This window comes from Methyloceanibacter superfactus (assembly GCF_001723305.1).
GTDB classification, from domain to species: domain Bacteria; phylum Pseudomonadota; class Alphaproteobacteria; order Rhizobiales; family Methyloligellaceae; genus Methyloceanibacter; species Methyloceanibacter superfactus.
The window spans coordinates 109,573-136,067 of sequence record NZ_LPWF01000026.1 but is presented as its reverse complement, the minus strand read 5'-3'; the positions used below and the strand labels follow the sequence as shown (position 1 = coordinate 136,067).

17 protein-coding genes and 3 pseudogenes are annotated in these 26,495 nt (G+C 62.5%); 17 read left to right on the top strand and 3 right to left on the bottom strand.

The features are described 5' to 3' along the window. Window positions 1–226 precede the first annotated feature (226 nt). From AUC69_RS09530 to AUC69_RS09515, 4 genes are all read left to right on the top strand, one after another. The gene (locus AUC69_RS09530; RefSeq protein ID WP_083239280.1) at window positions 227–841 is read left to right on the top strand and encodes a methyltransferase domain-containing protein; all 615 of its coding nucleotides are present in this window, start codon (window positions 227–229) and stop codon (window positions 839–841) included. Window positions 842–872: 31 nt separating this feature from the next. Then, window positions 873–3,506 carry a glycosyltransferase family protein gene (locus AUC69_RS09525; RefSeq protein ID WP_141700709.1) on the top strand — a complete coding sequence of 878 codons (2,634 nt, stop codon included), beginning with the start codon at window positions 873–875 and terminating at the stop codon, window positions 3,504–3,506. A gap of 8 nt (window positions 3,507–3,514) precedes the next feature. Beyond that, window positions 3,515–4,351, top strand: a complete 837-nt coding sequence (locus AUC69_RS09520) for a class I SAM-dependent methyltransferase (protein ID WP_069441948.1) — start codon at window positions 3,515–3,517, stop codon at window positions 4,349–4,351. 170 nt (window positions 4,352–4,521) lie between these two features. Then, complete coding sequence (locus AUC69_RS09515) at window positions 4,522–5,973, top strand: glycosyltransferase family 4 protein (protein WP_083239279.1); 1,452 nt, start codon at window positions 4,522–4,524, stop codon at window positions 5,971–5,973. A gap of 40 nt (window positions 5,974–6,013) precedes the next feature. Here the strand turns inward: AUC69_RS09515 and AUC69_RS09510 are convergent, their stop codons facing one another. After that, entirely contained in the window at window positions 6,014–7,666 is a 1,653-nt protein-coding gene (locus AUC69_RS09510) for an ABC transporter ATP-binding protein (RefSeq protein ID WP_069441946.1), read from the bottom strand. Between the two features lie 368 nt (window positions 7,667–8,034). Between AUC69_RS09510 and AUC69_RS09505 the strand changes: the two genes are divergently transcribed. The 13 genes and pseudogenes from AUC69_RS09505 (at window position 8,035) to AUC69_RS18515 (ending at window position 18,475) form a co-directional block, all read left to right on the top strand. Next, window positions 8,035–8,910 (top strand): sulfotransferase domain-containing protein, encoded by an 876-nt coding sequence (locus tag AUC69_RS09505; protein WP_069441945.1) that lies wholly within the window; start codon window positions 8,035–8,037, stop codon window positions 8,908–8,910. Window positions 8,911–9,011: 101 nt separating this feature from the next. Further along, complete coding sequence (locus AUC69_RS09500; protein WP_069441944.1) at window positions 9,012–10,145, top strand: glycosyltransferase; 1,134 nt, start codon at window positions 9,012–9,014, stop codon at window positions 10,143–10,145. A gap of 323 nt (window positions 10,146–10,468) precedes the next feature. Beyond that, the gene (locus AUC69_RS19025; RefSeq protein WP_204377310.1) at window positions 10,469–10,741 is read left to right on the top strand and encodes an NAD-dependent epimerase/dehydratase family protein; all 273 of its coding nucleotides are present in this window, start codon (window positions 10,469–10,471) and stop codon (window positions 10,739–10,741) included. Continuing rightward, a complete protein-coding gene (locus AUC69_RS09495; protein ID WP_204377309.1) occupies window positions 10,735–11,388 on the top strand; it encodes an NAD-dependent epimerase/dehydratase family protein in 654 nt (217 codons plus the stop codon). The genes AUC69_RS19025 and AUC69_RS09495 overlap by 7 nt, the downstream gene beginning before the upstream one ends. 27 nt (window positions 11,389–11,415) lie before the next feature. Continuing rightward, a pseudogene (locus AUC69_RS19020) lies at window positions 11,416–11,517 on the top strand (NAD-dependent epimerase/dehydratase family protein); the annotation flags it as partial. A 32-nt stretch (window positions 11,518–11,549) separates the two neighbouring features. Further along, window positions 11,550–12,362 (top strand): annotated as a pseudogene (locus tag AUC69_RS09490) (NAD-dependent epimerase/dehydratase family protein); the annotation flags it as partial. Continuing rightward, window positions 12,359–13,423, top strand: a complete 1,065-nt coding sequence (locus AUC69_RS09485; protein ID WP_069441943.1) for an NAD-dependent epimerase/dehydratase family protein — start codon at window positions 12,359–12,361, stop codon at window positions 13,421–13,423. The pseudogene AUC69_RS09490 and the gene AUC69_RS09485, both read left to right, overlap by 4 nt. Further along, window positions 13,414–14,481 (top strand): non-hydrolyzing UDP-N-acetylglucosamine 2-epimerase, encoded by a 1,068-nt coding sequence (gene wecB, locus AUC69_RS09480; protein WP_069441942.1) that lies wholly within the window; start codon window positions 13,414–13,416, stop codon window positions 14,479–14,481. Before AUC69_RS09485 ends, wecB begins: the two co-directional genes overlap by 10 nt. A gap of 88 nt (window positions 14,482–14,569) precedes the next feature. Then, complete coding sequence (locus tag AUC69_RS09475) at window positions 14,570–15,562, top strand: Gfo/Idh/MocA family protein (RefSeq protein ID WP_069441941.1); 993 nt, start codon at window positions 14,570–14,572, stop codon at window positions 15,560–15,562. Next, window positions 15,546–16,124 (top strand): acyltransferase, encoded by a 579-nt coding sequence (locus AUC69_RS09470; RefSeq protein WP_069441940.1) that lies wholly within the window; start codon window positions 15,546–15,548, stop codon window positions 16,122–16,124. Before AUC69_RS09475 ends, AUC69_RS09470 begins: the two co-directional genes overlap by 17 nt. After that, window positions 16,099–17,265 (top strand): DegT/DnrJ/EryC1/StrS family aminotransferase, encoded by a 1,167-nt coding sequence (locus AUC69_RS09465; RefSeq protein ID WP_069441939.1) that lies wholly within the window; start codon window positions 16,099–16,101, stop codon window positions 17,263–17,265. Before AUC69_RS09470 ends, AUC69_RS09465 begins: the two co-directional genes overlap by 26 nt. Continuing rightward, a complete protein-coding gene (locus tag AUC69_RS18520) occupies window positions 17,262–18,266 on the top strand; it encodes a CgeB family protein (protein ID WP_244500192.1) in 1,005 nt (334 codons plus the stop codon). Before AUC69_RS09465 ends, AUC69_RS18520 begins: the two co-directional genes overlap by 4 nt. Next, window positions 18,263–18,475 (top strand): glycosyltransferase family protein, encoded by a 213-nt coding sequence (locus AUC69_RS18515; RefSeq protein WP_244500191.1) that lies wholly within the window; start codon window positions 18,263–18,265, stop codon window positions 18,473–18,475. Before AUC69_RS18520 ends, AUC69_RS18515 begins: the two co-directional genes overlap by 4 nt. Window positions 18,476–18,494: 19 nt before the next feature. On the opposite strand, the pseudogene asnB reads toward AUC69_RS18515, so the two are convergent. Both asnB and AUC69_RS09445 read right to left on the bottom strand, forming a co-directional pair. Beyond that, window positions 18,495–20,419 (bottom strand): annotated as a pseudogene (gene asnB / locus AUC69_RS19710) (asparagine synthase (glutamine-hydrolyzing)). An 85-nt stretch (window positions 20,420–20,504) separates the two neighbouring features. Further along, entirely contained in the window at window positions 20,505–26,411 is a 5,907-nt protein-coding gene (locus tag AUC69_RS09445; protein WP_083239275.1) for an ATP-binding protein, read from the bottom strand. Window positions 26,412–26,495 lie beyond the last annotated feature (84 nt).

Sequence of the window (26,495 nt, the reverse complement as noted above, 5' to 3'; positions counted from 1 at the left end):
GCGGCTGGCGCCTGACATTTGCGGACCACATTCCAGTCCTCTTCAGCACGCGTGACACCGCTTCACCGCTGCAACAGGGCTACATCGCCAACTATCAGCGGATCGCGCGGGATGACATTAAGGCATCCATGATGGACCCGGCTTTTTGCAATGAGCTTGCAGTCAAGACGGCTGATCTGCTGGGGCCCCTCGATAATCTGAGCGTTTGCGATGTCGGCGCCGGCAAATGCTATCTCGTGCGGCAGCTCGTCGACAGAGGGCAGCCAAGATCACGGCGGTCGATGTGGTCCCCGACTACTTGGCCAAGTTTTGTCCGGGGGACAACGTGGTACCGGTTGTCGCCAATGCGGAGAATCTGCCCTTCGAGGCGGAATTCGACCTCATCACATCCACCGACGTCGTCGAACACGTCCTCAACATCAGCGCCTTGTTGTACAGTCTCAACAAGGCTCTCAAGCCTGGCGGCCGGCTCGCAATCCGAGTTCCCTATCGTGAGGACTTGTTAAAATACGCGCCGCAGACCGGCTATCCCTATGACCTCGTCCACTTGCGCACATTCGACCGCTCCAGCCTGCGAGACCTTCTCGCGGAGGCAGGCTTTCGGGTGAGCCAGTCCTATTTCGACGGCTTCAATTTCCAATACCCGGCGCGGCATGTGATGTCGGTCTTCAACGCCTTTGGCATCCTCTCCGGAAAGCAGAAACGCAAGCTCTGGAAGCGCCTGTACTCAATGCTGCCTCCGGAGTCGATTCCGTGGCGATTTCGGCGTGCAGTATATAGGCCCATCGAGATTATCATGGTGGCGCGCAAGGTGGCCACGGTCCCCTTGCCTAGCCCCTAACGCTCTAGCGGTGAGATAGCGGAGTGTCAGCGTGCCTGAGTTAAGCAAGCATTTTGACGCGGTCATAATGTTGACCCAGAGCGATTGGCATCGGGAACCACGGAGCAATCGCTATCACTATGCAACGCGCTTCGCCCAAGATCTGCCTGTCTACTTTGTTCAGCCCACTCCCCCCGTAGAGACACCCGAGCTCGGCGAAACCGAGATCGAAAACATTGGGGTCGTTCACGCTGGCACGGACTACGGCGTGGACCAATCGATCCGCCTAGAGCGATTGCTTGCAAAACGGCACGTCCGCCGCCCGTTACTTTTCGCTTACAATCCGCTGTTCGTGGATTTCATTGCACGCAATGCCGGCTTTTACGCCGTCTACCACGCGACTGAAGATTACTTCGGATCTGAGTTCGACGACGCCGTTCGACACCGTGAAATGTTGATGCGGGTTCTCGGCCTGACGGACCTCTTGGTTGCGTGCACGGATGGCGTGTTTGCCAGCTATAGGATCAACGGCGCCTATCGTGGCCGCAGTATCGTGTTGAAGAATGGATGTGACTTTGAGTTCTGGCGCCGGAGCGATGCGATCGCGTTTCAACCACAAGCGAGTGGCCGGCCGGCCGCGCTATATCAAGGCGCCCTCAACGATCGACTGGACTTTGACCTTCTCTCGGAACTCGCCGACCGCGTGAATGACTGGGACTTGGTGTTCTGTGGTCGCGACAGCGACGAGCCGGGTTGGACCCGGCTGCGCGAGAAGCCCAATGTTCGCTATCTAGGCGAGCTTCGGCCAGAGCAGATTGCCGAAACATCAAGACAATCGAGCGTTGGACTGATCCCGTTTCGTGACTACTCCCTGGCGCGGGTCTCGCTGCCTCTTAAGGCCTTCGAATATGTTGCGTGCGGCCTTCCGGTCGTCTCCACGCCGATCGACGAACTCGCTAGGGATCCCGAGCTGTTTTCGATCGCTTCCGATGCAGCGGAGTTCGAAAGCGCCATCCGACAGCTTGCCGACACCCGAGATGACTCGGACGCCATAGGCCGGCGGCAAGCGGCGGCCGCCCAACAGTCCTACGACAAGCGCTTTTCGGAGCTCCGCGAAGAAATCGACCTGGCAATGATCTCTGCTGGGCGAAACAGCGACAAGTATAATATACTAGTACTTTACGACGACAGATCTACACATGTTAAGGCTATCAAAGATCATTTGCATGCGTTTAGCGTATATTCAAGTAATGGTGTAACTTACTTACCGTGCACCGGTGCTTTTATGACAGACAAAGATAAGATAGATTCGAACCCATGGGACTTCGACTGCTTCGACGTTATTGTCATTCATCACAGCGTTAGAGTTTGTTACCCGGACCATCTGAACAGAATTTTTTATGATAGCATCGCTAGATTTACCGGCCTCAAGGTCCTGTTCGTCCAGGACGACTACAACAACACTGGTCACACATGGCAATTCATCGAACAAATTGGGTTTGATGTCGTTTTCACGAGCGTTCCAGATGAGTTTATTCCGACGATCTATCCGTGCGAACGCTTTCCCCGCACCGAGTTCCTCCACACCTTGACAGGCTATGTCCCCGAGCTTGAAGCAGAGGAACGAGACTGCCTTCCAATTTCCGAGAGGCCCCTTCGGATCGTGTATCGCGGTCGGAGCCTACCCCTTCACTACGGTGATCTGGCGCGAGAGAAGCTCGATATCGGACTCGAGGTGAAACGGCGTGCAGACGCGCGTTCCGTGCCGGTCGACATCGAAGTCGACAATGCCTCACGCATCTATGGCGCTGACTGGTACAGGTTCTTGGCATCGGCAAGGGCCATGCTGGGAACGGAGAGCGGCTCAAACGTCTTTGACTTCGACGGCAGCCTAGCGGAACTATCCAAGGCGAACGCGGATATGCCCTATGAGCAGTTTCGGGACCGGTATCTTGCCGGCCGAGAAGGGCCCGTGATGATGAATCAAGTATCGCCGAAATTGTTCGAAGCCATCCATCTTCGTACGGCTCTCGTCCTATTCGAGGGGGCGTATTCCGGCATTCTCGAACGCGATGTCCACTATATCTCGTTGAAGAAGGACTACTCAAACATCGACGACGTCTTTGACCGCCTTGAGGATGTTGCGTTTCTGGAAAAGATGGCGGACCGGGCATATCGCGACATCATATCATCTCGCCGCTACTCCTATGAGCGCTTCATCGCCAACTTCGATGCGCTGTTGAATCGTCGTTTGCTGCGGTCACGGCGGTGCCAAATCATTGAGGCCCCGATCATGTATGAGCGCAAGGACCGTGAGCTTTTTGCCATTCCAATGAACGAAGGGCCCGTGGCCGCTTTGTTGTCACGAGGGATTTTGGCAGGTCCAACAACCCGGGATGAACTCCTTGCCGCGCGGGTCGTAAGGCGTAGCTATCGAAACGAGTTCGATACGCTCAAAAAAGCACAGAAGAGCCTTTCTAGTTACGAGAGAAAGATTGAACGCCTCAGTAGGACGCTAGAGAGACGCACTAGGACGCTTGAGAAACGCGACGCCAAAATCGAACGGCTGTCGCGCATGACAACCGGCCAGCAGATGCCGATACATCAAAGAGTGATGTTGGCGATTGCATTTCGGGGTAGAGCCTACGTGACAGCGCTGTGCCGGCGCCTTTGGCAGCAAGGCTGATCCCCACAATGTCGCATGTGTCATCCCATCCCGGGCCGAACGGTCAGGCGGAAATAGACAAGGCCAACATGGCTTTCTGGGACGAGCTGTGCGGCAGCGCGCTCGCGCGGCGTCTTGGCGTCACAGACAGCTCGCCGGAGAGCCTGAAGCGCTTCGACGATTGGTACATGTCCTACTACCCCTACCTTGAGCGCCATATTCCCTTAGAGACCATGCCGGGCAAAAGTGTGCTGGAGATCGGGCTTGGCTACGGCACGGTAGCCCAACGCCTCATGGAGCACGGCGCCGACTACAGCGGTCTCGACATCGCCGCCAATCCCGTCGTCATGGCGCAGCACCGGTTGCGGCTCCTCGGCAAGCAAGGCACGGTCAAGCAAGGCAGCGTGCTGGAGTGTCCCTTCGGCGACGCCGGCTTCGACTGGGTCATCACGATCGGCTGCCTCCACCATACCGGCGACATGGCTCGCGCCATCGCGGAAGTGCACCGCGTACTGAAACCCGGCGGCCAGGCGACGGTGATGGTCTACAACGCGGCATCTTACCGGCAGCTCTCAAAGGACCCCTGGGCCACGATCAGGCTAGCGCTAGCGCCCAGGAAACGCCTTGCCGCGAGCGAGGCCATGCGCCGGGCCTACGACGCCAACCAGGCGGGCGACGCCGCCCCCGAGACCGAGTTCGTCACCGCAGGTCAACTTCGGCATCTCTGCCACGACTTTCGCCAATGTCGGATCCGCAGGGAAAATATTGGCAGCGATGGTTGGTTTAAGAAGACGCCACGGCCGGTGGCGCTGCGCTATTTCGGGCCATTTTTGGGAACCGATCTCTATGCTCGGTTGATAAAATAAACCAGCCTCTGGTCAATGCGTCACAAAATCGGTCGACGCATTGAGCCGCATCGACCGTTACCCTAGGGTCGCGGCCGACAGTCGGCTTAGCTGCAAGTAATTTTCTGGGAGGCCCCATCGTTCAGTCCTGCCACTCACCCACCACCGGGGCCGACCGCGCCCGGGTCGTAATGCTCGTATCCAATTCTTGCACAAACGATACGCGGGTTATTCGTGCAGCTGAAACCGCGGCGCAGCAGGGCTTCAACACCGTTGTGCTAGCCCTGTCCGACAATAGCGAGACATCCGAGGAAAGCCGCAACGGCGTACTCTACCGGCGTATCGGCAGGCCATGGATCCGTGCGAAGCTCCTAGCGCCGGCGTCGAAGATCGGCCGCCGATCTACGTTCTTCTCACGGCTATATCGCCAATTGGAGCACATAGCCAAGGTGCACGCATTGAGAGCGAAGCACAGCAAGAATCCTGTGCTCCAAGCATCGAAAAACTTGGTCACGATAGTTCTACTGGGTGGCGAGTTCCTCGCCCAATTCCTTTTCATCCGGCCGGCACCCCTGGCTCAGATTCGCCTAACGCTCAGCGCCGGCCGGTTACTCCTCGAACACACGCTCTCCCGCTTTTTGGGTCTCCGGCCTCTGGTCGAAACGCGACGCATGCGAAGGGTGTTTAAAAGCGATCTGATTAAATTTCAGCCCGACATCATCCATGCACATGACCTCGTTATGCTTCCGGCGGGAGCGGTCGCCGCCAAAGCGCTCGGCGCCAAGCTCATTTATGACGCGCATGAGCTCGAAGTGCATCGGAACACAAAAACCGGCCCGGTCGACAAATGGCTGCGCTACTACCTCGAGCGGAAGCATATCAAGCAGTGTGACGCGGTGGTCACTGTCTGCGATAGCATCGCCGATTATCTGGCTCGTGAGTACGCAATCGCACGCCCCACGGTCGTCATGAACGCACCCGATGTCGAAGGGGGACTTCCAAGCGACACCGATCTGCGCTCGAGCTTGGGCCTGTCCAACGATACGCCGCTCGCCGTCTATGTCGGCCGCATCACTGTCGGCCGCGGTATTGAGCAGATCGTCGACGCTCTGCAATATCTGCCCGCATACCATCTCGCCCTTGTAGGTCCGGTGAACAAACCAACGGTGGACCACGCCAAACAGACGGCTCAAGCGCTTGGCATGTCCGACCGTCTTCACATCGTGCCACCCGTCTCGCCGGCGATGGTCGTCTCCTTCATCAGCTCGGGTGACATCAGCCTCGTGCCGATTCAAAACGTTTGCTTGAGCTATTACTACTGTCTGCCGAACAAGCTTCTCGAAAGCGCCATCGCCCGGTTGCCCGTCGTCGTGTCAAACCTGCCCGAGCTGAAACGATTCGTGGAGATCAGCGAAAGTGGCGTCGTCATGGACGAGACGGACCCCCGCGGCATCGCGCGCGCCATTCATGACGCCTACGAGAACAGGGACCGGCTGCGGCCTGACGCCAACCGGCTACGCCATGCGGAAGAAATCTATGGCTGGCAGAGACAGAAAGAAGCGCTGATGGCGCTCTACTCGTCGTTCAATCTGCCTACGCACGCACCCGCGCCCCGCGCAGTCGAGCCGCGGCGCGGGGCCTAGCAGCGATGGCCTAGCTGCCATCGTTAGCCCGGCGCTGCGCTCAAGCCATTTCCTCGTCTTCGCTGAAATCGATCTTAATGTCCTTCTTCGCCGCCCTCTGGAACGCCTCATCGGCCGCCCGCTCCCAGATTTCGGCGAATGGCCCGACCGCAAGAATATCCACACCGTCGCTCACCACGAGCAGCGTTTCCGGCGAGGGAGGCTTTGGGCGCTTTGGCTCGGCGACAACGACAAAGACGATTCTTTGGCGGCAGAAGTTTTCAGCCTCGTCACTCGCCACGAGATGCTCCCAAGCGTTGCGGGTCAGCGCCACAATACCGAGCTGTTCAAGCTCGAGTGCGGTATGGCGGATGGGCAGATGCAGTATCTGCTTCTTGTCGCCAATCTGCATCGTGGTGTCCGGCGCCTGTGGCGTGCCGCCATCGACCAACGCCTCGAGCTCCGGCGTATCGAGGAAAACAATATGGCGCAACACCGGGCTTGTCGGCTTCTTGAGAATATCCAGCGCATTTGAAAGCGGTAGCAGTTCGAACGCACGAGCCGCCATCGGCATGACCACAAATACCGGTCGGCCCGGGCGTAGTGGGTGGTGCTCGCCGGCTTCTCCGGCAGTCAGACTGAAGACGGCGTCCGCCGGCATGCCTTGTATGAGAGAAACCCCCTTGCGCCGCGGGTGCAAATAGGCGCGCAACGTGGCGAGGCTCGTGTAATTTCGGCTCAGCCGCGAAATGAGCAAGGCGAGCCCAAGCGCCGCTTTCATCATGAACAGGAGAACCACAAAGAACACGATCTTGTCGCGCAGGAAGGAGGACAGGCTGGCGCCGTTGATGAGATAAATGACAGCGATCGATGCGAAGACGTGCAGACTAAGGATAAGGCTGACGAGATTGAGCCCCTGGAGTTGGGCATTGACCATGCCGTATCCGGAGTCGAACCGCCTTGCTGCCTCGGCAGTCATTTGGCTGGTATCAATTCGCCGCCCGGAGCTCGAAACGACACCCTGCAGCACCTGCTTAAACATGGCCTGCTCTAGCTGCCGATTTCGCGCGCCCTGCTGTCGCACGCCAACCAGACCGAGCAGCGCCCATGCGTAAAGCGGCAGGCACAATATGGCCATGAGGATCAGCACCAGGACGCTGATCGGATCCAGCCAGGTAAGGACGATCAGCGCTCCCGTGGCGATGACGAAGTTCGACAGGCCGATGGCGACGATCCTGCCGACCAGAAAGGCCGAGCGAATGATGGAGTTGAGAAAGCTGCCGAGGCGCTCCAGCCTTAACGGCATTGGGATGGCCGTCTCGGTGTCCCAGCGCGCCATGACCGGCAATTGGTTTACGGCCCGCCACAGCAACGATGTTTGCCAAGCTGTCGTCGCCTTCAACGACAGGCGCGCGGTGAAGTAGTTGAAAGTCAACGTCACCCCGGCCAAGATAAGGGAGTAGAGGAAGGCGCTGTCGACGCCAACTTCTGTTTTCCATCGGCTAAACTTGATGACGCTGGTGTGGTGCCCGGCCATCATCGCGTAGATCGCCGCCGCCATGATCGCGAATGGCAGCGGTGAGAGCAGGCCGGCCACGACGACCCCCCCAAGCACGGGGATCGCCTTCGCCCCCAAGAAGGCGACGTAGTCCTTCACCAGCAATACGTAAGTGGACCAGTAGTTGACGCCCCTCTTGATCGTAGATTCCGTCATTGCGCGACTCCGCGTGACGCGGCGCCCACCGGCAAGAGCGCGATCCTTGCGATGATGGTCGATGCCGGCCTCAAGGCTGGGAATGCAATCAAGTGAGCCACCATGGCAGCAACCAGGAGCGCGGACCGCCTAGGCCGCTTGAGCGAAAGTTTCACGCGCGAATCGAGGCAACCTGACGGCGAGATACCTTAAGCACGTGACCGAGGATGGCGGTGATTTTTCCCTCCCCGCCAAGGCTCTGGCTAAAGCACGGACCTCCAGAGCAGTCAATGAAGGGGCCGCGGGATAGGTCGGGGCGCCCGCGCTGCCCGGTCGATTTCCTCGCACACCCGACTCCACCAACGCGCCGGCGGGGGTATAAGCACCCCATGTTGTATGTCTTCGCCGGCGGCCACCGCATGGGCTCGCATTTTCAGACCTTCGTGGTTACCCACGGGCTATCCCAGCTGGGCACCAAGTTTGCCTGGGTGGATCGCGCCGCCATGAACACCTTCCATCTCGGCGCGATTCGGCGCGGCCTTGCCCGCTGCGATGCCTCGCCGGCCAAGAGCTTTGTCGCCAAGACCCATGCCTCCTTCCCCATCCAGATCGATACCCTGTTGTCCGCCTGGAATGTGCGCGTGTTCCTGATCTGGCGCCCCTTACGTGATTGCCTGGTCTCCGACTATCACTTCGCGCGATCGAACGCCGGTCACGCCTACAAGGATTTCGACGACTACTTCGCCAAGCGAGGCCGCCGCGTCATGCTCCGCAACCGGCTGCATGAAGTCGCGTGGAGCACACGAAACGATGATCGTGTGCGCGGCTGGCGGTATCTCGACCTGCGCGACGACTTCTCGCGCGTGGCCGGCGAGATGCTCGCGTTTGCCGAAATCGACGGTGTGGACATCGATCGGCTGGCGGAAGAGCTTCAGATCGACAAGCTCAGGGCCAAGTACCGCGACCCTGAAGGCAAATTCTTCCGGAAGGGCGGCGCCGGTGAGCTTGAAGACCTCGCGCCCGGCGAAGCAACCATGGCGCAGATTTCGGAGATCGAGGGCATGTCCGACGTGGCCACGCTTGGCGCGGAATATCTGCGTTGCGACCGGTGGCAAAGCCTCGTTTTCGGCAGCGAGGTCGAGGAGGCCGGCTTACGCAAGAGTTTGCAGACCTGGCTCTATCGTTCACGCCGAATTCGCAGGCTGCGCCGCCGCACGCTCTCGAACGCTCGCAAGTCGTTGCATCGACTGATGTCCCGAGGGTAACCAATTTGCCGAACACTAGCGAACTCAAGGGGAAGACGGTTTGCGTGGTGACGCCAGTCCCTCTGATGCGCGATAGCCGCACCCTAAAACAAGTTTGCTCCTTGCGCCGCTGGGGCGCCCGCGTCATCGCCATCGCTGCCGGCAAGGTGACATCAGGCGAATTCGACGATCCGACAGTGGCACCGCTACCGGATGGGCCCGGGAGAGGCGCCACCGTCTCGCGCGTCTGGGACTGGGTGAAGACCACCCGCCAGCCGGCCATCATCGTCGCACCCTTTTTCATCGCGTGGCTTTGCCTCTTTCTCCTGCAAACGATCCGCCTGTCGTGGAGGTTGCCGCAAGCCAATCTATTCATCCTGCACGGCGTCACGGTCTATCCCGCTTACGCGATCTCCGGACGTCGGGCGCCCTTCGTCTACGACATCCACGATTTCTATTGCGGCGTGGAACCCGACTCGGAGATCGGCACCTTCGAGCGTGCCTTCTTGCGGCCATTCCTTCGCTTAATCGAAGCTAGATGCATTGCCGCGGGGGCGGAAACGGTGACCGTAAGTGACGGGCTGGCCGGTCTCATCGAGAAAAGCTACGGGCGCCGGCCCGTCGTCTTCCGCAATGGCCACGATGCGAGACTCGATCACGAGCCGGAGAAGGACATTCGAGCGCGGCTCGGAGTGAATGATGGAGACTTCCTCATCGTCGTCATTGGCAATCACAAGCCGGGCCAGCGCTTCGACGCGCTCTTCACAGCGCTATCGAACACGGCGCCGGACATTCACGTCGCTCTGATCGGTCGCGGCTACGAGGTTTTAGCAGATCAGATCGCCGACGCCGGACTATCGAACCGCGTCCACGTCATGGGCGCGCTCGCGCCCTGGGCCATCGTGCCGTCGGTGCGCTCGGCCGATCTCGCCGCGCTGCCCTACTACGACCGCTCTGACAATTACAGTTTCAGTCTGCCGAACGGCTTCTTCCAGAGTGTTGGCGCGGGCCTTCCTTTGCTCACCCCCGATCTCCCTGAGATGGACATGCTGGTCGACCGCTACGAGATGGGCACTATGGTGGACTGGACGTCGGCCGAGGACATTGCCGCCGAGATCACGAGGATCCGCGACAATCCGGACCGCACGGCGCGGCTCCGCCGGAATGCGATTACGGCGTCCGAGAATCTGTCATGGCCGCACGAGGAAGAGCGCTGGCGTGAAATCCTATCGAACATCCTATCCGCGGAAAGCTGAGCGTATCGCCCCCAGCCTTCCGCCCGTTCTTCCAAACCCGGCCGGCCGTACTTCAAGAATTGGTCTTGGCGCGCCTCAGGTCGATGAGGCTGGATTCCACACGATTGGCGGAAATCGGCCAGAATCCGGGGCGTGTACAGCGTCACCAAGGACCCCGGCTGATCGGGGCCAACCGGCCGCGCCGGGACCCTTCTGCGGGGGGCATTGGCCCTTGATCTCCCGCGAAGAAAGCCTGTAGACAACCTTCTTCAGCGAGCGAATGCGTACTCAGTAGAGTGGGGAAGCCCACCTCTGCGTCAGGATTTTGAGGGGTGGGAACGCGCATGAAGGTCTTCATTTCGGGCGGTGCAGGGCAAATCGGCTCCCACGTGGCGGAGCTCCATCTTGCCCGCGGCGACCAGGTGCTGGCGATCGACAATTTCGACACCGGCCGCCGCATCCACCTGCCTGAGGACGCCAAGGGGCTCACCTTCGTCGAGGGAACGATCTCCGACCAGGCTCTCATCGACCAGCTCGTCGGCGACTTCAAGCCGGACGTCATCGTCCACACCGCCGCCTCCTACAAGGACCCGGAGACTGGTATTCCGACATGCTGACCAACGGCGTCGGCGGCGTGAACCTCATCAAGGCGGCCAAGGCCAACGACGTGGGGCGCTTCGTCTATTTCCAGACGGCACTGACCTATGGGCTCAAGCCCCTCCAGAACCCGATCCCGCTCGATCATCCCAAGAACCCGGCGAATTCGAGCTACGCCATCTCCAAGACCACCACCGAAGACTATTTGGAGATCTCCGGCCTCGACTACGTCACCTTCCGGCTCGCCAACGTCATCGGGCCGCGCAATGTCTCCGGTCCGCTGCCCATCTTCTACGAGCGCCTGAAGGCGGCGAAGCCCTGCTTCGTCACCGAGGCGCGCCGCGACTTCGTGTTCGTGAAGGATTTGGCACGCACCGTCGTCAAGGCGGCGGACGGCACCGGCCATGGGCCCTACCATTTCTCGTCCGGCACCGACGTCGCCATCATCGAGCTCTACGATGCCATCGTCGAAGCGCTGAAGCTCAACGATTATCCCGAGCCTGAGCGCCGCCCGCTCGCCCCGACGACGCCGCTTCGATCCTGCTCGACCCGTCCAAGACCGTGGCTGATTTCGGTGAAATCGAGTTCACGCCGCTCAAAGAGACGGTCGCCGCCGCGGTCGCCTATTACGACACCTACGGCGTGCACGGCGGCTACACGCATCTGAAGCACAGCGAGAGCAAGTAGCGTTTTCATGCGCATCCTCATGACCGGCGGCGCCGGCTGCCTCGGCTCAAATCTCCTCGAGCGTTACCTGCCGCAGGGCCACGACATCCTGGTCATCGACAACTTCGCCACGGGGCGCCGTGAGGTCGTGCCGCAAGGCTCGACCGCCTGTCCCTCGTGGAAGGCTCGGTGGCCGATGCCGCCCTTGTCGAGCGGTGCTTCGCCGACTTCGCGCCGACCCACGTCATCCACAGCGCCGCCGCCTACAAGGACCCGAGCGACTGGGGCGAGGACGCGCGCACCAACGTCGCCGGCACCATCAATGTCGTGCGTGCCGCGGAAGCCGCGAACGTCAAGCGCCTGGTGAACTTCCAGACCGCGCTCTGCTACGGCCGACCCGACGCCGTACCGATCCCGGTCGATGCGCCGCTCAGGCCCTTCACCAGCTACGGCGTCTCTAAGACGGCCGGCGAGCAATATCTGATGATGTCGGAGCTTCCCGTCATCTCGCTTCGGCTTGCCAATGTCACCGGTCCACGCCTCGCCATCGGGCCGATCCCGACCTTCTACACGCGCCTGAAAGCCGGAAAGTCCTGCTTCTGTAGTGACACGGTCCGCGACTTCCTCGACATGGAGGACTTCTTCTCCGTCATGGACCTCGCCCTGGCCGACGAGGCACCCACGGGCGTCTTCAACGTTTCGACCGGCGAAGGCAAGACGATCAAGAATGTCTACGATGCCGTCGCCGCCTATCTTGGCATGGAGCCGCCCGAGGCGCCCATCGTGCCGCCGGGCGACGACGACGTGCCCGCGGTGGTTCTCGACCCGAGCGCGACGGAAGCCACGCTCGGCTGGCGCGCGAAGATCGGCTTCGAGGACACGATCCGGCGTATGCTCGCCTGGTACGACGCCCACGGCGTCAGCGCCATCTACAGCCACCTCGCGGCACCAACCACGGCGGCGTCTGCCTCATGAGCGAGTTCAAGAACGCGAAGATCCTGGTGGTCGGCGGCGCCGGCTTCGTCGGCTCCAATCTGGTCAATCGCCTGCTCGGCGAAGATCCCGCCGCCGTCTATGTGGTCGACAATCTTATATCGGCGGAAGCAGACAACGTCCCGAAAGACGACCGGGTCACGTTCAAGCTGGGCTCCATCGCCGACGACCGCGTGCTGGCGGGCCTACCGGGCGACCTCGACTACGTCTTTCATCTTGCCTGCTATCACGGCAACCAGTCGTCCATCGCCGATCCCGTCGCCGATCACGACAACAACACCATCACCACGCTGAAGCTGTTCGACCGGCTGAAGGACGAGAAGAGCTTGCGCGCCGTGGTCTACGCCGCCGCCGGCTGCGCCGTCGCCGAGAAGACCTTCGACGGCGCGCGCGCCACGGCCGAGGACGCGCCGATCTCGCTCTATCACGACAGCCCCTACTCGATATCGAAGCTGATTGGCGAGTTCTACGGCAACTACTATTTCCTTCGCTACGGCCTGCCGATCGTCAAGACGCGCTTCCAGAACATCTACGGCCCGCGCGAAATCCTGGGCGCCGGCCGCTGGCGCGGCACGCCGCACACGGTCTGGCGCAACGTCACGCCCACCTTCATCTGGAAGGCGCTTAACCACGAACCGCTGCCGCTGGAGAATGGCGGGATCGCTACCCGCGACTTCGTGTTCGTCGAGGATCTGGCCGAAGGGTTGAGCCTCGCCGCTCAAGCCGGCAAGCCGGGCGAGGTCTACAATCTCGCAAGCGGCGTCGAGACGGAGATCGCCGAGCTGGCCAGAACCATCAACGAGATCACCGGTAATCCGACGCCGCCGGACATCAAGCCGGCGCGCGACTGGGATCGCTCCGGCATGCGCTACGGCTCAACGGAGAAGTCGAAACGCGAGCTCGGCTTCGAGGCCAAGACCAGCGTTCGCGATGGTCTGCAAACGACCATCGACTGGACACGCGCCAACAAGGACCTCATCGCCCGCTGCATCGCGCGTCACGACCGCTTCATCAACGACCCTCAGCTTGGATCATGGCGCTGAGATTAATGACCGTGGTGGGCGCGCGCCCACAATTCATCAAGGCGGCCGCCGTGAGCCGCGCCATTGCCGCGCGCGACGACATTGCCGAGATCATGGTCCACACCGGCCAGCATTTCGATGACAACATGTCGAAAGTATTTTTCGATGAGTTGGACATCCCGGCACCCGCCTTCAGCCTGGACATTCACGGCGGCAGTCACGGCGACATGACCGGACGGATGCTCGGCGCGCTGGAAGCCGTGATGCGCGAGGAGCGCCCCGATTGGGTTCTGGTCTACGGCGACACCAACACCACCTTGGCCGGCGCACTCGACGCCGCCAAGCTCAACATCCCGGTAGCCCATGTGGAGGCAGGCCTGCGGTCGTTCAACCGGCGCATGCCGGAGGAGATCAACCGTGTGGTCGCCGACCATCTCAGCACGCTCCTATTCTGTCCGACAGTTCAGTCGATCAAGAATCTCGAGCGGGAGGGCATTACGTCCGGCGTCCATCATGTCGGCGACGTGATGTATGACGCGACGATGTTCGCCGCCGCCCGCGCCCGGGAACGTTCCACTGTTCTCGACAACCTGCGGCTGGAGCCCGGCGGTTACGCACTGGCCACCATCCACCGGGCCGAGAATACCGACGACCCGGACCAGTTGCGGGCGGTCATGGGTTGGCTCTCGGACAAAGCCAAGGAGAGGACCGTCGTCTTTCCCGTGCATCCGCGCACCCGTGACGCGCTCGCCCGGGCGGGCATCGTGCCACAGGGCGTGGCCATGATCGATCCGGTCGGCTATCTGGATATGGCGCGGCTGCTCGACGGGGCCGCGGCCGTCTACACCGATTCCGGCGGTCTGCAGAAGGAGGCCTATTTCCATCGCAAACCGTGCGTCACCTTGCGGTCGGAGACCGAGTGGACCGAGCTTGTCGAATGCGGCTGGAACCGGCTCTGGAAGGGCCCCGACTATGGGCCCCGGAGGGACGTGACCGAGTACGGCGATGGCGACGCCGCCGGGCGCATTTTGGACGATATCGCCCGTCATGACGTGGGCACTGCTAGACCTCACTTATAGCCTTGGCTATGTTGCGGCCAGCCGGCGGACGGACACCAGTTATACACAAGTAGAATCAACCCATTAGTTTGAAGTCGGGGGCACTTTGATGCGCGTAAACGGGAATGGCCCGAAGACCTTCGCCCTGATCGGGGCCGCGGGCTATATCGCCCCCCGGCACATGCGGGCCATCGCGGATGTGGGCGGCGATCTGATCGCCGCATTCGATCCGGCGGATTCCGTCGGCCAGATCGACAGCTATTTTCCCGAAACGCGCTTCTTCGTCGAGTTCGAGCGCTTCGACCGCTATATCGACAAGCGGCGGCGGCGCGGCGAGGCCACCGACTTTGTCAGCATCTGCTCGCCCAACTATCTGCACGACGCCCATGTGCGCTTCGCGCTGCGCTCCGACGCCGACGCAATCTGCGAGAAGCCGCTCGCCCTCAATCCCTGGAACATCGACGGCCTCGCCGAGATCGAGCAGAGCACCGGGCGGAAGGTGAACACGATCCTCCAGCTCCGGCTTCATCCGTCGATCATCGCGCTGAAGGAGAAGATCGCCGCCGCTGGCGACCGCATGCACGACGTGGACTTGACTTACATCACCTCACGCGGGCGCTGGTACTACGTGTCCTGGAAGGGCGACGAGCATAAGTCGGGCGGCATCGCCACGAATATCGGCGTGCATTTCTACGACATGCTGACCTTCGTCTTCGGCCCCCTCAAGAACAACTACGTGCATCACCGGGCCGTCGATTGCGCCGCCGGCTACCTCGAATACGAGAAGGCGCGCGTGCGGTGGTTCCTGTCGATCAACCGCAACGACCTCCCACAAAATATTCCGCCGGGCCAAACGACCTTCCGCTCCATCACCATCGATGGCGAGGAGCTCGAGTTCTCGGGCGGCTTCACCGATTTGCATACCCAGAGCTATCAGCAGATCGTTGCCGGCAACGGTTTCACCCTCGATGACGTGCGCCCATCGGTCGAGGCCGTCTCCTACATTCGCACGGCGAATGTCGACGCAAGCCAGGGCGAGCAGCACCCGTTCCTTGGCGGAGCGCTCGACGAAGCGAGATACCTCAATGGCTTCCCCGTCTGACGACGTATTCGTCCACGAAAGCGCCTATGTGGACGAGCCATGCACTATCGGGGCGGGCACCAAGATTTGGCACTTCTGCCATGTGATGCCGCACTCGGTGATCGGCAAGAACTGCATCTTGGGGCAGAACGTGGTGGTGGGCCCCGCGGGCCGCATCGGCGACCACTGCAAGATCCAGAACAATGTCAGCCTCTATAAGGGCGTCGAGCTCGGCGACGGCGTGTTCTGCGGCCCGAGTTGCGTCTTCACCAATGTCAACAATCCGCGCGCCGAGATCGAACGCAAGAGCGAGTTCCGCGTCACCCGCGTCGGCCGCGGCGCCACCATCGGCGCCAATGCCACCATCGTCTGCGGCAACGAGCTCGGCGCATATTGCCTGATCGCCGCCGGCGCCGTGGTGACCAAGCCCGTGCCCGCTTACGCACTCATGGCCGGCGTGCCGGCACGGCGCATCGGCTGGGTCAGCAAGGCCGGCTCCATCCTTGGGCCGGACCTCACCTGCCCCATCGAAAATGTCCGCTATAGAGAGACCGAAGATGGACGCCTCGAACCCTCAGAGTGAGGCGCTAGCCCCCCTCGCGTTCAACGACCTGGCGGCTCAGCAAGACCGCATCAAGGACCGCATCGACGCGGCCATCGCCGACGTTCTGGCGCGCGGTCAGTATATCCTCGGGCCGCAAGTGGCCGAGCTCGAGGGCGCGCTCGCCAAATTCTGCGGCGCCACGCATTGCGTCGCCTGCGCCAACGGCACCGATGCCTTGAGCCTCGTGTTGATGGCGGAGGATATCGGCGCGGGCGATGCCGTCTTCGTGCCGAGCTTCACCTTTGTCGCCACGGCGGAAGCGGTTTCGGGCCGCGGCGCCACGCCCGTCTTCGTCGATATCGACGCGGCGACCTACAATATGGATGACGCGAGCCTCGGTCGCGCCATCGACGCTGCCAAGACGGCAGGCTTGCGGCCGCGCATGGTGATCGCTGTCGATCTCTACGGGCAACCTGCGGACTATGAGACTCTCGGCGCCGTCGCTCTCGAGAACGGTCTGACGCTCGTGGCCGACGCGGCACAGTCCTTCGGCGCCACCATGGGCGGCAAAGGCGTCGGCGCCCTCGCCGACTACACCACCACCAGCTTCTTTCCGGCCAAGCCTCTGGGCTGCTACGGCGATGGCGGCGCCATTTTCACCGAGGACGGCACCAAGGCGGACATTCTCCGTTCGTTGCGCTTCCACGGCAAAGGTCGCCATAAATACGAGAATGTGCGCGTTGGCTTGAACAGCCGCCTCGATACGTTGCAGGCGGCGATCCTGCTGGTGAAGCTCGACATCTTCGCGGACGAGATCGCGGCGCGCCAAGAGATTGCCACGCGCTATGGCGAGATCCTGCGCGGCGTCGAGACGCCGGTCGTGGCCCCCAGCGCGACCTCGGTGTGGGCGCAATACACCGTGCGGCTCCCCGAGAGCATCGACCGTGAGACGGTCCAGACAGCCTGCGGCAAGGCCGGTGTCCCCACCGTCGTCTATTATCCGATCCCCTTGCACCAGCAGCCGGCTTACGCGCAGCACCCTTGCGACCCTGCGGGGCTCGGTCGTTCCGAGGAAGCGGCGGCGCGTGTGCTCAGCCTACCGATGCATCCCTATCTCACGCCTGAGATTCAGACTCGCGTCGCCCAGACCCTTGCAGCGGCGCTCCAGGAGCCGGCGTGAGCGCAACGCGAGACGCCATCAAGACATTGGTGCTCGCGCTCCGCTATCCTCATCGCGCGTCCTATTACGACGACTGGGCCGACGCCTTCTCCGCGGCACCGTTCTTCCAGACGACGTCCCTCAACGTTCTCGACCTCTCCCCGTCGCGTCTCGCCCGCGAACTTGATGAGCACGACCTCGTCGTCTTGCTTCACAACTGCACCGCCGACACCACCGAAGACCTGGAGCGCCTTACACCCGCACTTAGCGCCCGCGCCCGGGCGCGCCTCGTGGCTTTCGTCGGCAACGAGTACAACTCTCCCTACGCGCCAATGGCCCGCAAGATCGCCGCGCTCGAGACTTGCCATGCCGACATTGTCGCCACCCAACTCTTGCCTGAGGCCGGTGAGTATCTTTACGGCGGCACCTGCGCGAACGTCATCTCGCTGCCCCATGCGCTGAACCCGAAGGTCTTTCGCCCCGGCCCGGAGCAGGGCCGCCGTGCCGTCGACATCGGTGTGCGCAGCTATCGCTACTCGCCGCTTCTCGGCGACAAGGAGCGCAACGACATTATCGATTACTTCAGGCTGCACGGGCCCGAGCACGGGCTTAGCGTCGACGTCAACACCACGAGCCGCTTCGGCGCGAGGACTGGGCCGCGTTTCTCGCCAACTCCCGCGGCACGATCTCGAGCGAGGCGGGCAGTTGGTATCTCGACCGCGACGATGCCCTTGTCACGCGCATCCACGACGTTATCGGGCTTGAGCGGTCCGGTCTCGTCATCCGCCAGGGTGAGGGCTTGCGCCGCCTGGTGCGCCGCCTGCCGCTATCGGTCAAATCGGCGCTCGGTTTTGCCTTGCGCCGCGGCCCCATCAAATTCGCCGGGTTCGAGGACGAAAGCCTCGACTTCGACGATCTCCATGGACGCTTCTTCAAGGACGCGCCGCGCTGCCCCGCCTACTCCAAGGCGCTGTCGTCCCGTCACTTCGACGCCATCGGCACCAAGACCTGCCAGATCATGACCGCCGGGCGGTACAACGACCTCCTCACGCCGAACTTGCATTACATCGCCGTGGACGCCGATCTGGCCAATGTCGAGGCGGCCATCGCGCGGTTCAAGGACGAGGGCGAGCGCGAACGCATCACGACGGCGGCCTATGAGCACGCCATGGCCGCGCATACCCACGCCCACCGCATGGAAGCACTGCACGCCAAGCTGCAATCGTTGTGAGAGGCGGGTCGGGTCGCGGCTATGCCCGCCGCCACGCCTCGAACATCAGCACGTTCCAGAGGAAATGCTGCCAGTTGCGCTTGCCCGATTGGTGCTCCGCCCATTTCTCCTGGATCGGCGCCGGATCGAGCAGACCGGCCTGGGTCATCGCGGCAGGGTCGAGCAGGTCGCCGGCCCACTCCTTCAGCGGACCTCGCAGCCACGCGTCGATCGGCACGCCGAAGCCCATCTTCGGCCGCTCCACAAGCGTCTTCGGCACATATTTGTAAAGCACCTGGCGCAGCAGCCATTTGCCTTGACCGCCGCGCATCTTGAGCCGGGTCGGCAGATGCCAGGCGAATTCGGCCACGCGGTGATCGAGCAGCGGCACGCGCGCTTCGAGCGACACCGCCATGGATGCACGGTCGACCTTTGTGAGGATGTCGTCGGGAAGATAGGTGACGGAATCGGCATACTGCATCCAGGACAGCTCTTCCTTGAAGCGCGCCCGGATGTCCTCGCTGAACGCCGGCTGATCGAGGGGCTTTGCCCCTTTGACCAGTGACCACGCACCGGGCCACTGCGCCAGCAGGCTACGGTAGTAGCCGGACGACTCGTCGCTCAGCACGCCAGCAAGTTTCTGCAGCTTCTCGCCCGCGAGCCGCGGCCGCACACCGGCAGGCACCACGTCGAAGAGACGGTCCCAAGTCGATGGCGGCACCGCGCCGATGGCGCGCGAGAGGCCCGCCGCCACCGGACGCGGCAGAAGGCGCAAGGCCTGCGCCACGCGCAAGCCTTGTCCGTAGCGGTTATAGCCAGCGAACAACTCGTCGCCACCGTCGCCGGACAGCGCGACCGTGACTTGCTTTCGCGTCATCTCGGAGACGAGGAAGGTCGGGATCTGCGATGAGTCGGCGAAGGGCTCGTCGTAAATGCTCGGCAGTTTCGGCACGACGGCCTGGGCTTCGTCAGGCGTCACGTAAAGCTCGGTATGGTCGGTCCCGAGATGCGCTGCCACCGCCTTGGCATGTGCCGCCTCGTTGTAGCCCTTCTCGTGAAAGCCGATGGTGAAGCTCTTGACCGGCGTCGGGCTGTTCGCCTGCATCAGCGCTGTCACCGTCGCCGAGTCGATGCCGCCGGAAAGAAACACTCCGAGCGGCACATCGGCCACCATGCGGCGGGTCACCGCGTCGGTCAGCAGCGCCTCCAGCTCATCGCGGGCCTGCGTCTCGTCGAGGTGGAGCGGGTTCGCTTGACCCCTCTCCGCTTGGTCGAGCAGCAACCAATAGGACTCGCCACTTGTCCTACCGTCCTCGGCAATATGCAGCAGCATGCCGGGCTCGAGCTTGGCGATGTCCTGGTAGATGCTCGATGGCGCGGCACATAGCCGGTGCAGAGATAAGCGCCGAGCGCCTGGCGGTCGATCGCCGGGGCAAACTCGGGAAGCGCGGCAAGCGCTTTCAGCTCGGAGGCAAACACGACCCGCCCGCCTGCATGGCCCCAATAGAGCGGCTTGATGCCGAGCCGGTCGCGCCCAAGGGTCAGCGTTCGCGTGGCTTTGTCGAACACCGCAAAGGCGAACATGCCGATCAGGCGCTCCACCGTCCCGCGCACGCCCCAGGCGGAGAACCCCTCCACCATCACTTCCGTGTCGGAGTGACCCCGGAAGCTGTGGCCCATCTGTTCCAACTCGGCGCGCAGTTCGCCGGCGTTATAGATCTCGCCGTTATAGGACAGAACGAAGCGGCCCGACGCCGACAGCATCGGTTGGGCGCCGGCGGCGCTAAGATCTATGATCGACAGGCGCGCATGAGCCAGGGCCACGCCCGCTTCCGCGTCCACCCACACACCGCTGGCATCCGGTCCACGATGGTGCAGCGCGCCCGCCATATCGGCGGCGAGTCCGCGCAGCGTCTGGTCGCCCGACCGCCGTTTGGGATCGAGAAACCCCGCAATTCCGCACATTTATTGGGGCCCTGCCCGACGCGCCATCATGGCTGAGAGACGGCACTTTCACCCCTGGCTTGTCAAGGCGACCTGATGGCCATGCCTAAGGGGTCGAGCCGTTGCGCAAAGACAGGAAGGAGTCTTTCCAGCCCTTTTGCGACTCGTCCAGCTTGCCTTGTCCGTCAAGGGTCGCGAGGATTCCGAGCGCTTCGTCGATGGCCGCATCTTGGTCCGCGCCCTTTGACGTCTGGGCGAACTTGTAAAGACTGATCACCAGATCGGTCTGCGGCGACGTCTCGCCCTTTCGCGCCTCGGCGAGTGCACGCGTGATGCCCAAGTCCTCCTTATAGGCTGCGAAGGCTCCCGCGACGTCTCCCATATCTCGCCGCACATTGCCAACGCGCTCGAGGCTGATAGCCAGCTCTCGACGCGAATACGCGTCCTGCTCGGCTGCCGCGATCTTTCGCCTCAGCTCCAGATCCTCCTCGTAAGCCGCGAGCGCCCCCTTGAGGTCGCCCAGCTTGACCCTCATCTCGCCGACATTCTTGAGGCTGGCCACCAGGTCGTTGAGCGACTGGACGTTGTCGTCCTTGCGGAGCTTGCGGGCGAGGACCAGCCCCTCTTCGTAGTTGGCGAGCGCGCCGCTGAAGTCGTCGATTTCGGCGCGCATATTGCCCACCTTGTTCAGGCTGAGGATCACTTCTCGCTGCCGCTGGATATTCTTGCGGTCGGTGTCGGCAACCATGCGGTCGATGGTCAGCATCTCCTCATAGGCGCGCAATGCCGCGCGCGGGTTGCCAAGCTTGGACTGGGTATTGCCCACCCGCTCCAGGCTGACCGAGATATCGCGCTGCCAGTCGAGATTTTCCGGGGCCGAGATCGCGATATGCCGCGCGATGGCCAGGCTCTCCTCGGCCGCGGCGAGCGCGCCCTTCGTATCGCCGGCCTTGAGTTTCAGGTCGGCGATCTTGTTGAGGTCGACCGACACCACACGCTGCCGCTTGGTGTCGCCGATATTGGCGGCGGCCACCGCCCGGTCGAAGCCGAGCATCTCGACATAGAGAGCGAGCGCACCGTCATTGTCGCCCATGCTGCGCTTGAGGTCTCCAAGCCGCTCGAGGGTTAGCGACAGGTCCTGCCGGAAGCGCTCGCTGTTGGGATCCTCTTTCGCCAGTTCCCTGCGGATATCGAGACTCTCCTGGTAGAGCGCCAGGGCCCCCTGTTCATCCCCCGTCTTGAGCTTCACCTCGGCGATGCGCTGCAGACCAATTCCCAAATTCCGTTGCCAATCGCGATCGTCGGGCTCCGCCGCAATGAGCTTTCGGTCGGCCTCGACTTTCGCCTCATAGGCCTTGAGCGCCGCCGCCTGGTCACCCTGATCGCGCTTCAGATCGCCAATCTTCTCGAGCGTCTCCACGACACCGTACAGCCAAGTCGAGTTCTTCTCGTTGGCCTCGACGAGACGCTGGCGAATAGCCAGAGCCTCCTCGTAATCGGAGAGCGCGCCTTCGGGATCTTCGAGGCCCAGCTTGAGCGCGGCGAGTTCCTGGAGATAGACTGAGACGTCGTGTTGATAATCGAGGTTGTCAGGCTCGGCCTCCACGAGCTTTCGGGCCACCCCGAGCGCCTGCTTGTATGCGGAGAGTGCGCTGCGCCGGCTGCCATCGTGCCGCAGCGTCGCGGCAAGATCCTGCCGCTCCTTTGCACTTTCGCGATAGGACGTGATCGCCGCGGAGGTGTCACCGGCATCGTGCTTGATATCGCCGATCTCCTCCAAGAGGCTGCCAATCTCGAACAGGTGCTTGGTGTTACCCTTGTCGGCTTCGACCAGCTTGCGGCGTATGGCGAGGCTTTCATTGAAGGCGGCCAGCGCATCTTCCGCGTCGTCGAGCGCGAGCTTCGCCTCACCCACGCGCTTCAGGCTGATCGCCACATAGCGTTGCCATTTGATGGTGTTGGGCTCGGCCGCGTCGGTCGCGCGATCAATGACCAGCATCTCCTCGTAAATGGCGAGGGCCGCCGCGTTGTCGCCCGCGTCACGTTTGAGATCGCCGACCTTTTCGAGGATGAGACTGACATCCTGTTGCCGCTGGGTGGTCTTTCCAGCTGCCAGCAGATCCCGGCGAATGGCCAAGCACTCCTCGTAGGCCGCAAGCGCGCCCGTCTTGTCGTTGAGGTCGCGCTTGGCGTCTCCGAGCCGGTTCAGACTGAGGGTGAGGTTGCGTTTCGCCTGAAGATCGTCGGGCTTGCTCGCCACCAGGACGCGGTCGATCTTGAGCATCTCCTCGAAGGTGGCAAGCGCGCCTTCCTTGTCGCCGGCCGCGAGTTTGAGATCGCCGATCGATTCAAGATTGGACGCCACGTCGAATTGCCATGCCGCCAAGTCGGTCTGGGGCAGTTCCCGGCGAATGGCGAGGCTCTCTTCGTAAGCGGCAAGCGCGCCCGAACTATCGCCGGCGCCCTTCTTGGCCGCGCCCAATTTCGTCAGGTTGGCCGAAATCTCGCGCTGCCACGCAACATTGTTGGGGTCCTTCTCCGCCAGCTTGCGCGCGATGGCCAAGCTCGGCTCGAACGCGGCGACCGCGCCGTCATAGTCCTCCGCGTTGCGCTTCACGTCGCCGATTCTCTGCAGCACGTAGATCTGGTCGGTGAGCGCTTGCGTATCGCCGCCGCCGGCTTGCGCCAACCTCTGGCGAATGGCGAGACTTTCCTCATAAGCCCTTAAGGCGCCCAAGCGATCATTGGAATCGCGCTTCACGTCGCCAACGCGGTTGATGCTGACGGAAAGGTCGCGTTGCAAGGCCGCGTTGTCGGCGTCCGCGGCCACGAGACGGCGCAAGATGGCGGCGCTCTCCTCGAAATCGGCAAGTGCCGCCTTCCGGTCGCCCTTGGCAAGTTTGGCGTCGCCAAGCCCGCTCAAGCTGGCCGCCATGGTCCGCGGCAGATAGCCATTCGTCTCATCTTCGGCCGCGAGCTGGCGGCGAATTTCGAGGCTCTTGGCATAAGCCTCGATGGCGCCGTCTTCGGCCCCGGAGTCGAGCTTCACATTGCCGATGTTCATCAGAGCGGAGGCGACGTCGGCGCGCCACAAGACATTGGTCTTATCGGTCGCGACGAGGCCTTCCGAAAAGCCCAGGCTCTCCTCATAGGCGGCCAAAGCAGCGGCGAGGTCGCCGGCGCTCTGCTTGGCGTACCCGTCGGCACTCAGAGCGAGTGCGAGATCGCGGCGCCATTCGACCTTTGCGGCATCCATCGGCACCACGTCGCGGCTGATAGCGACGGCTTCGGCATAGGCTTCGAGCGCGCCTTGATAATCGGCGGCCCGGAGCTTGAGGTCGCCGATCGTGTCGAGCGTCGCCGCGACGTCGCGATGGCGTTCCGGATTGCCACTTTCCGCCTCTGCCAGCTTGCGCCGGTTGGCGAGGATCTGCTCGTAGACCGCAAGCGCGCCCGCGTCGTCCGCAGCTTTGAGCTTGAGATCGCCGATCTGCTCCAGCGTGCTGGAGATGTCCTGCTGCCCGCCTTTGCCGTCATCATAGGTATCGAGCTCGGCCAGGCGCAGCTTGATCTCTAGGCTCCTGGCGGTGCTTTCCGCCGCTTGCGCGGATTCCCCCTCGGCCGTGTGTGTCGAGGCAAACTCCTCGAACATGGTGGCCTGCATGCCGAGCAGTTGCGCGTCGTCCGGCGAGGCCCCCACGGCATCGTCGAGCGTCTTGCTCACCTGGGCGAAGATCTTCTTGCGGCTTTGGACGCCCATTCCCTCGACGTTGCGCAAGCCTCGCGCGATGTCGGTCACGAGCGCGCTTGCCACGTCGAAGTTTCGCTTGGCCCGTCGCTCGGCCTGAAGCGCCAGCACACCGGCAACGGTGGCGCCAACCGCCAGCACGGCGAAGACCACCGCCGCGCTGCCAACGAGGCGTTGCCTGAATCGCGCCCGCTTGCCCGAAGCGGCGATGAAGCCAAGCGTCGGGGGTCCCAGCTCGCCGGGATAGCGTTTGGCGATGCTCTCGGCTTCCGCCAACGGTACGCCTTTGGGTATCAGCAGATCGCGCGCCTTGTTGGCGTTCTCCCAGCGGCGGCGCAAGCCATCGACATCGTCGCGGATGCGATAGAACTCCGCGTTGGCGGCGACAATCTCCTGTGCCCGTCGCCAATTCTCCAGCACACGCTGATGCGCCAAGCGGATGGTCGCCTTCTGCTCGCTCCCTGAGGACAACAGGATGCGCGCATCGACCAGCGCGCGAACCAGCCGTTCAGAAGGCGGATCGTAGGCCGCCGCCTCGAACGGCACTGACAAAATGGAAAGCCCCGCATTGGCGCCGCCTCCACCGGGCTCGGCCGTGTGCGCGGGCGTCGCCAATTGCCGCAACAGGCGCGGCAGACGCTCATGCTCCGCCGCGCCAAGGCCGGCGATGGCGCGCTCGCCTTCCCGGTCGATGGCACCGGCCAGCCCTCCGAGTTCGTCGTATGCTTTCAAGGTGAGCGTGGTCTCGCCGTCTTCCGTGACCCGCTTCTCGAACAGGAAGTTGAGCGTGAACTGAAGCAGTGGCAGCATGTCGGGCCGGTCGATGTCGGCAATCAGACGATCGTCGAGCCGGTCGCCGGTCTCGGGGTCCGTCTCGTAGACGAGGCCTGCGGCGGCGGCCGGACCGCGAATGATCTCGTCGATCTCCACCGCACCGGGGGGCGCCAAATCATAGGTCGCCCCCTTGCTCTTCAGGGCAAGCAGATCGGGCTCTTTCAGGAAACGCTCATAGAGATCCGCGCGCAGTGTGGCGATGACCCACACGCGTCCCGTGTCGACGAGAAGGGCAAGGAGTTTGGCGAAACGCGCCCGTTCCTCGGCATTGACTTGCCCGGCGAACAGTTCGTCGAGTTGATCGACCACGATCAGCAGGTCGGCCCGCACCGCCCGGTCGTGCCCGCTCGCTTTCGCCTCCGCCTCGGCAACCCGCTCGAGCGCGCGCAAGATTGGCTTGGCGCAGGTCTCGTCGGCATGGGCGAGCAGGCCCGCCAATTCATCCTCCGACGCATAGTCGCTTTCGGCGATCTCCGGCAACGCTTGGAGCCGGCCCATATCGTCGTCATCGAGATCCTCGCCCCCTTGTAGAAGCGCGGCGGCGAGCCCGGCCACGGGACCGTTTGGATGCTCTCCAGGCCGCATCACCGAGACCCGCCACTGATCGACGGACGGGACGACGCCGGGCGTCGTCAAGCGCGGCTCGAGACCCGCAAGGGCCAGCGAAGATTTGCCCGCACCGCTGGCGCCCACCACGAGCAGGAAGGGCGATCCACGCTCGCCCGCGTCCTTCAGGCCGTCGACGGCTTTGGTGATGTCGCGGGAGCGGCCAAAGAATACCGGCGCATGCTTGGCGCCAAATGCCGCCAGCCCGCGGAAGGGCGAGCCCTTGATATCGACCGGCCACAGAACCGAGCGGCCCTTGAGGATCTTCTCCTCCAGCCAGGTCCTCAGCAGCTTGTCGACATCGGCCTCGAAGGCATCGGTGTTCTGAAAGGTGTGAAAGGCAAGCTTGAACTTGCCGTCCGCCGTCTGGAACCAATTCTTGAAGAAGGTCTTGAGCCGTTCCCATTGATTGGTGACGAGGCGGTTGGTGCTCTCGTCGTCGAGGCGCACGGTCGGCGGCTCGCTGTAGCGGAACACATAGACGTCGGGAACCGACTTTTCCTTGCTCGCTTCGATAGCTGACAGAATTTCATAGGCCGTCCCCGATGGATACGGCTCGCCATTGGGCATGGTCTGAAAGTCTTCCGGCAGTTCCGTGCCCAGGCGGTGGCGCAGGATGGCGACCACGATGTCGCAATCCGATGCTTCGGGAATCTGCTGCTGGAAGGTGGCGTGCGCCTTGTAGTGTTGGCCTTCCCAGCGGATGGCCTCAAGGCGCGCGATGCCGGCGAACTCGCCGTTCAGGCGTTCGACGACCCGCTCGACGCGCATTCTTTCGAAATGCGTGTCGCCCGGGGAGGAGACGAATACTCGAACCGATCGCATGCGAAGACGGTCCCAAGCTGCGGCAACCCAGTAATCGACTAACCGGAAGTATAGTCGCTACCGCCGCCTCCCCCTAGACGTCAG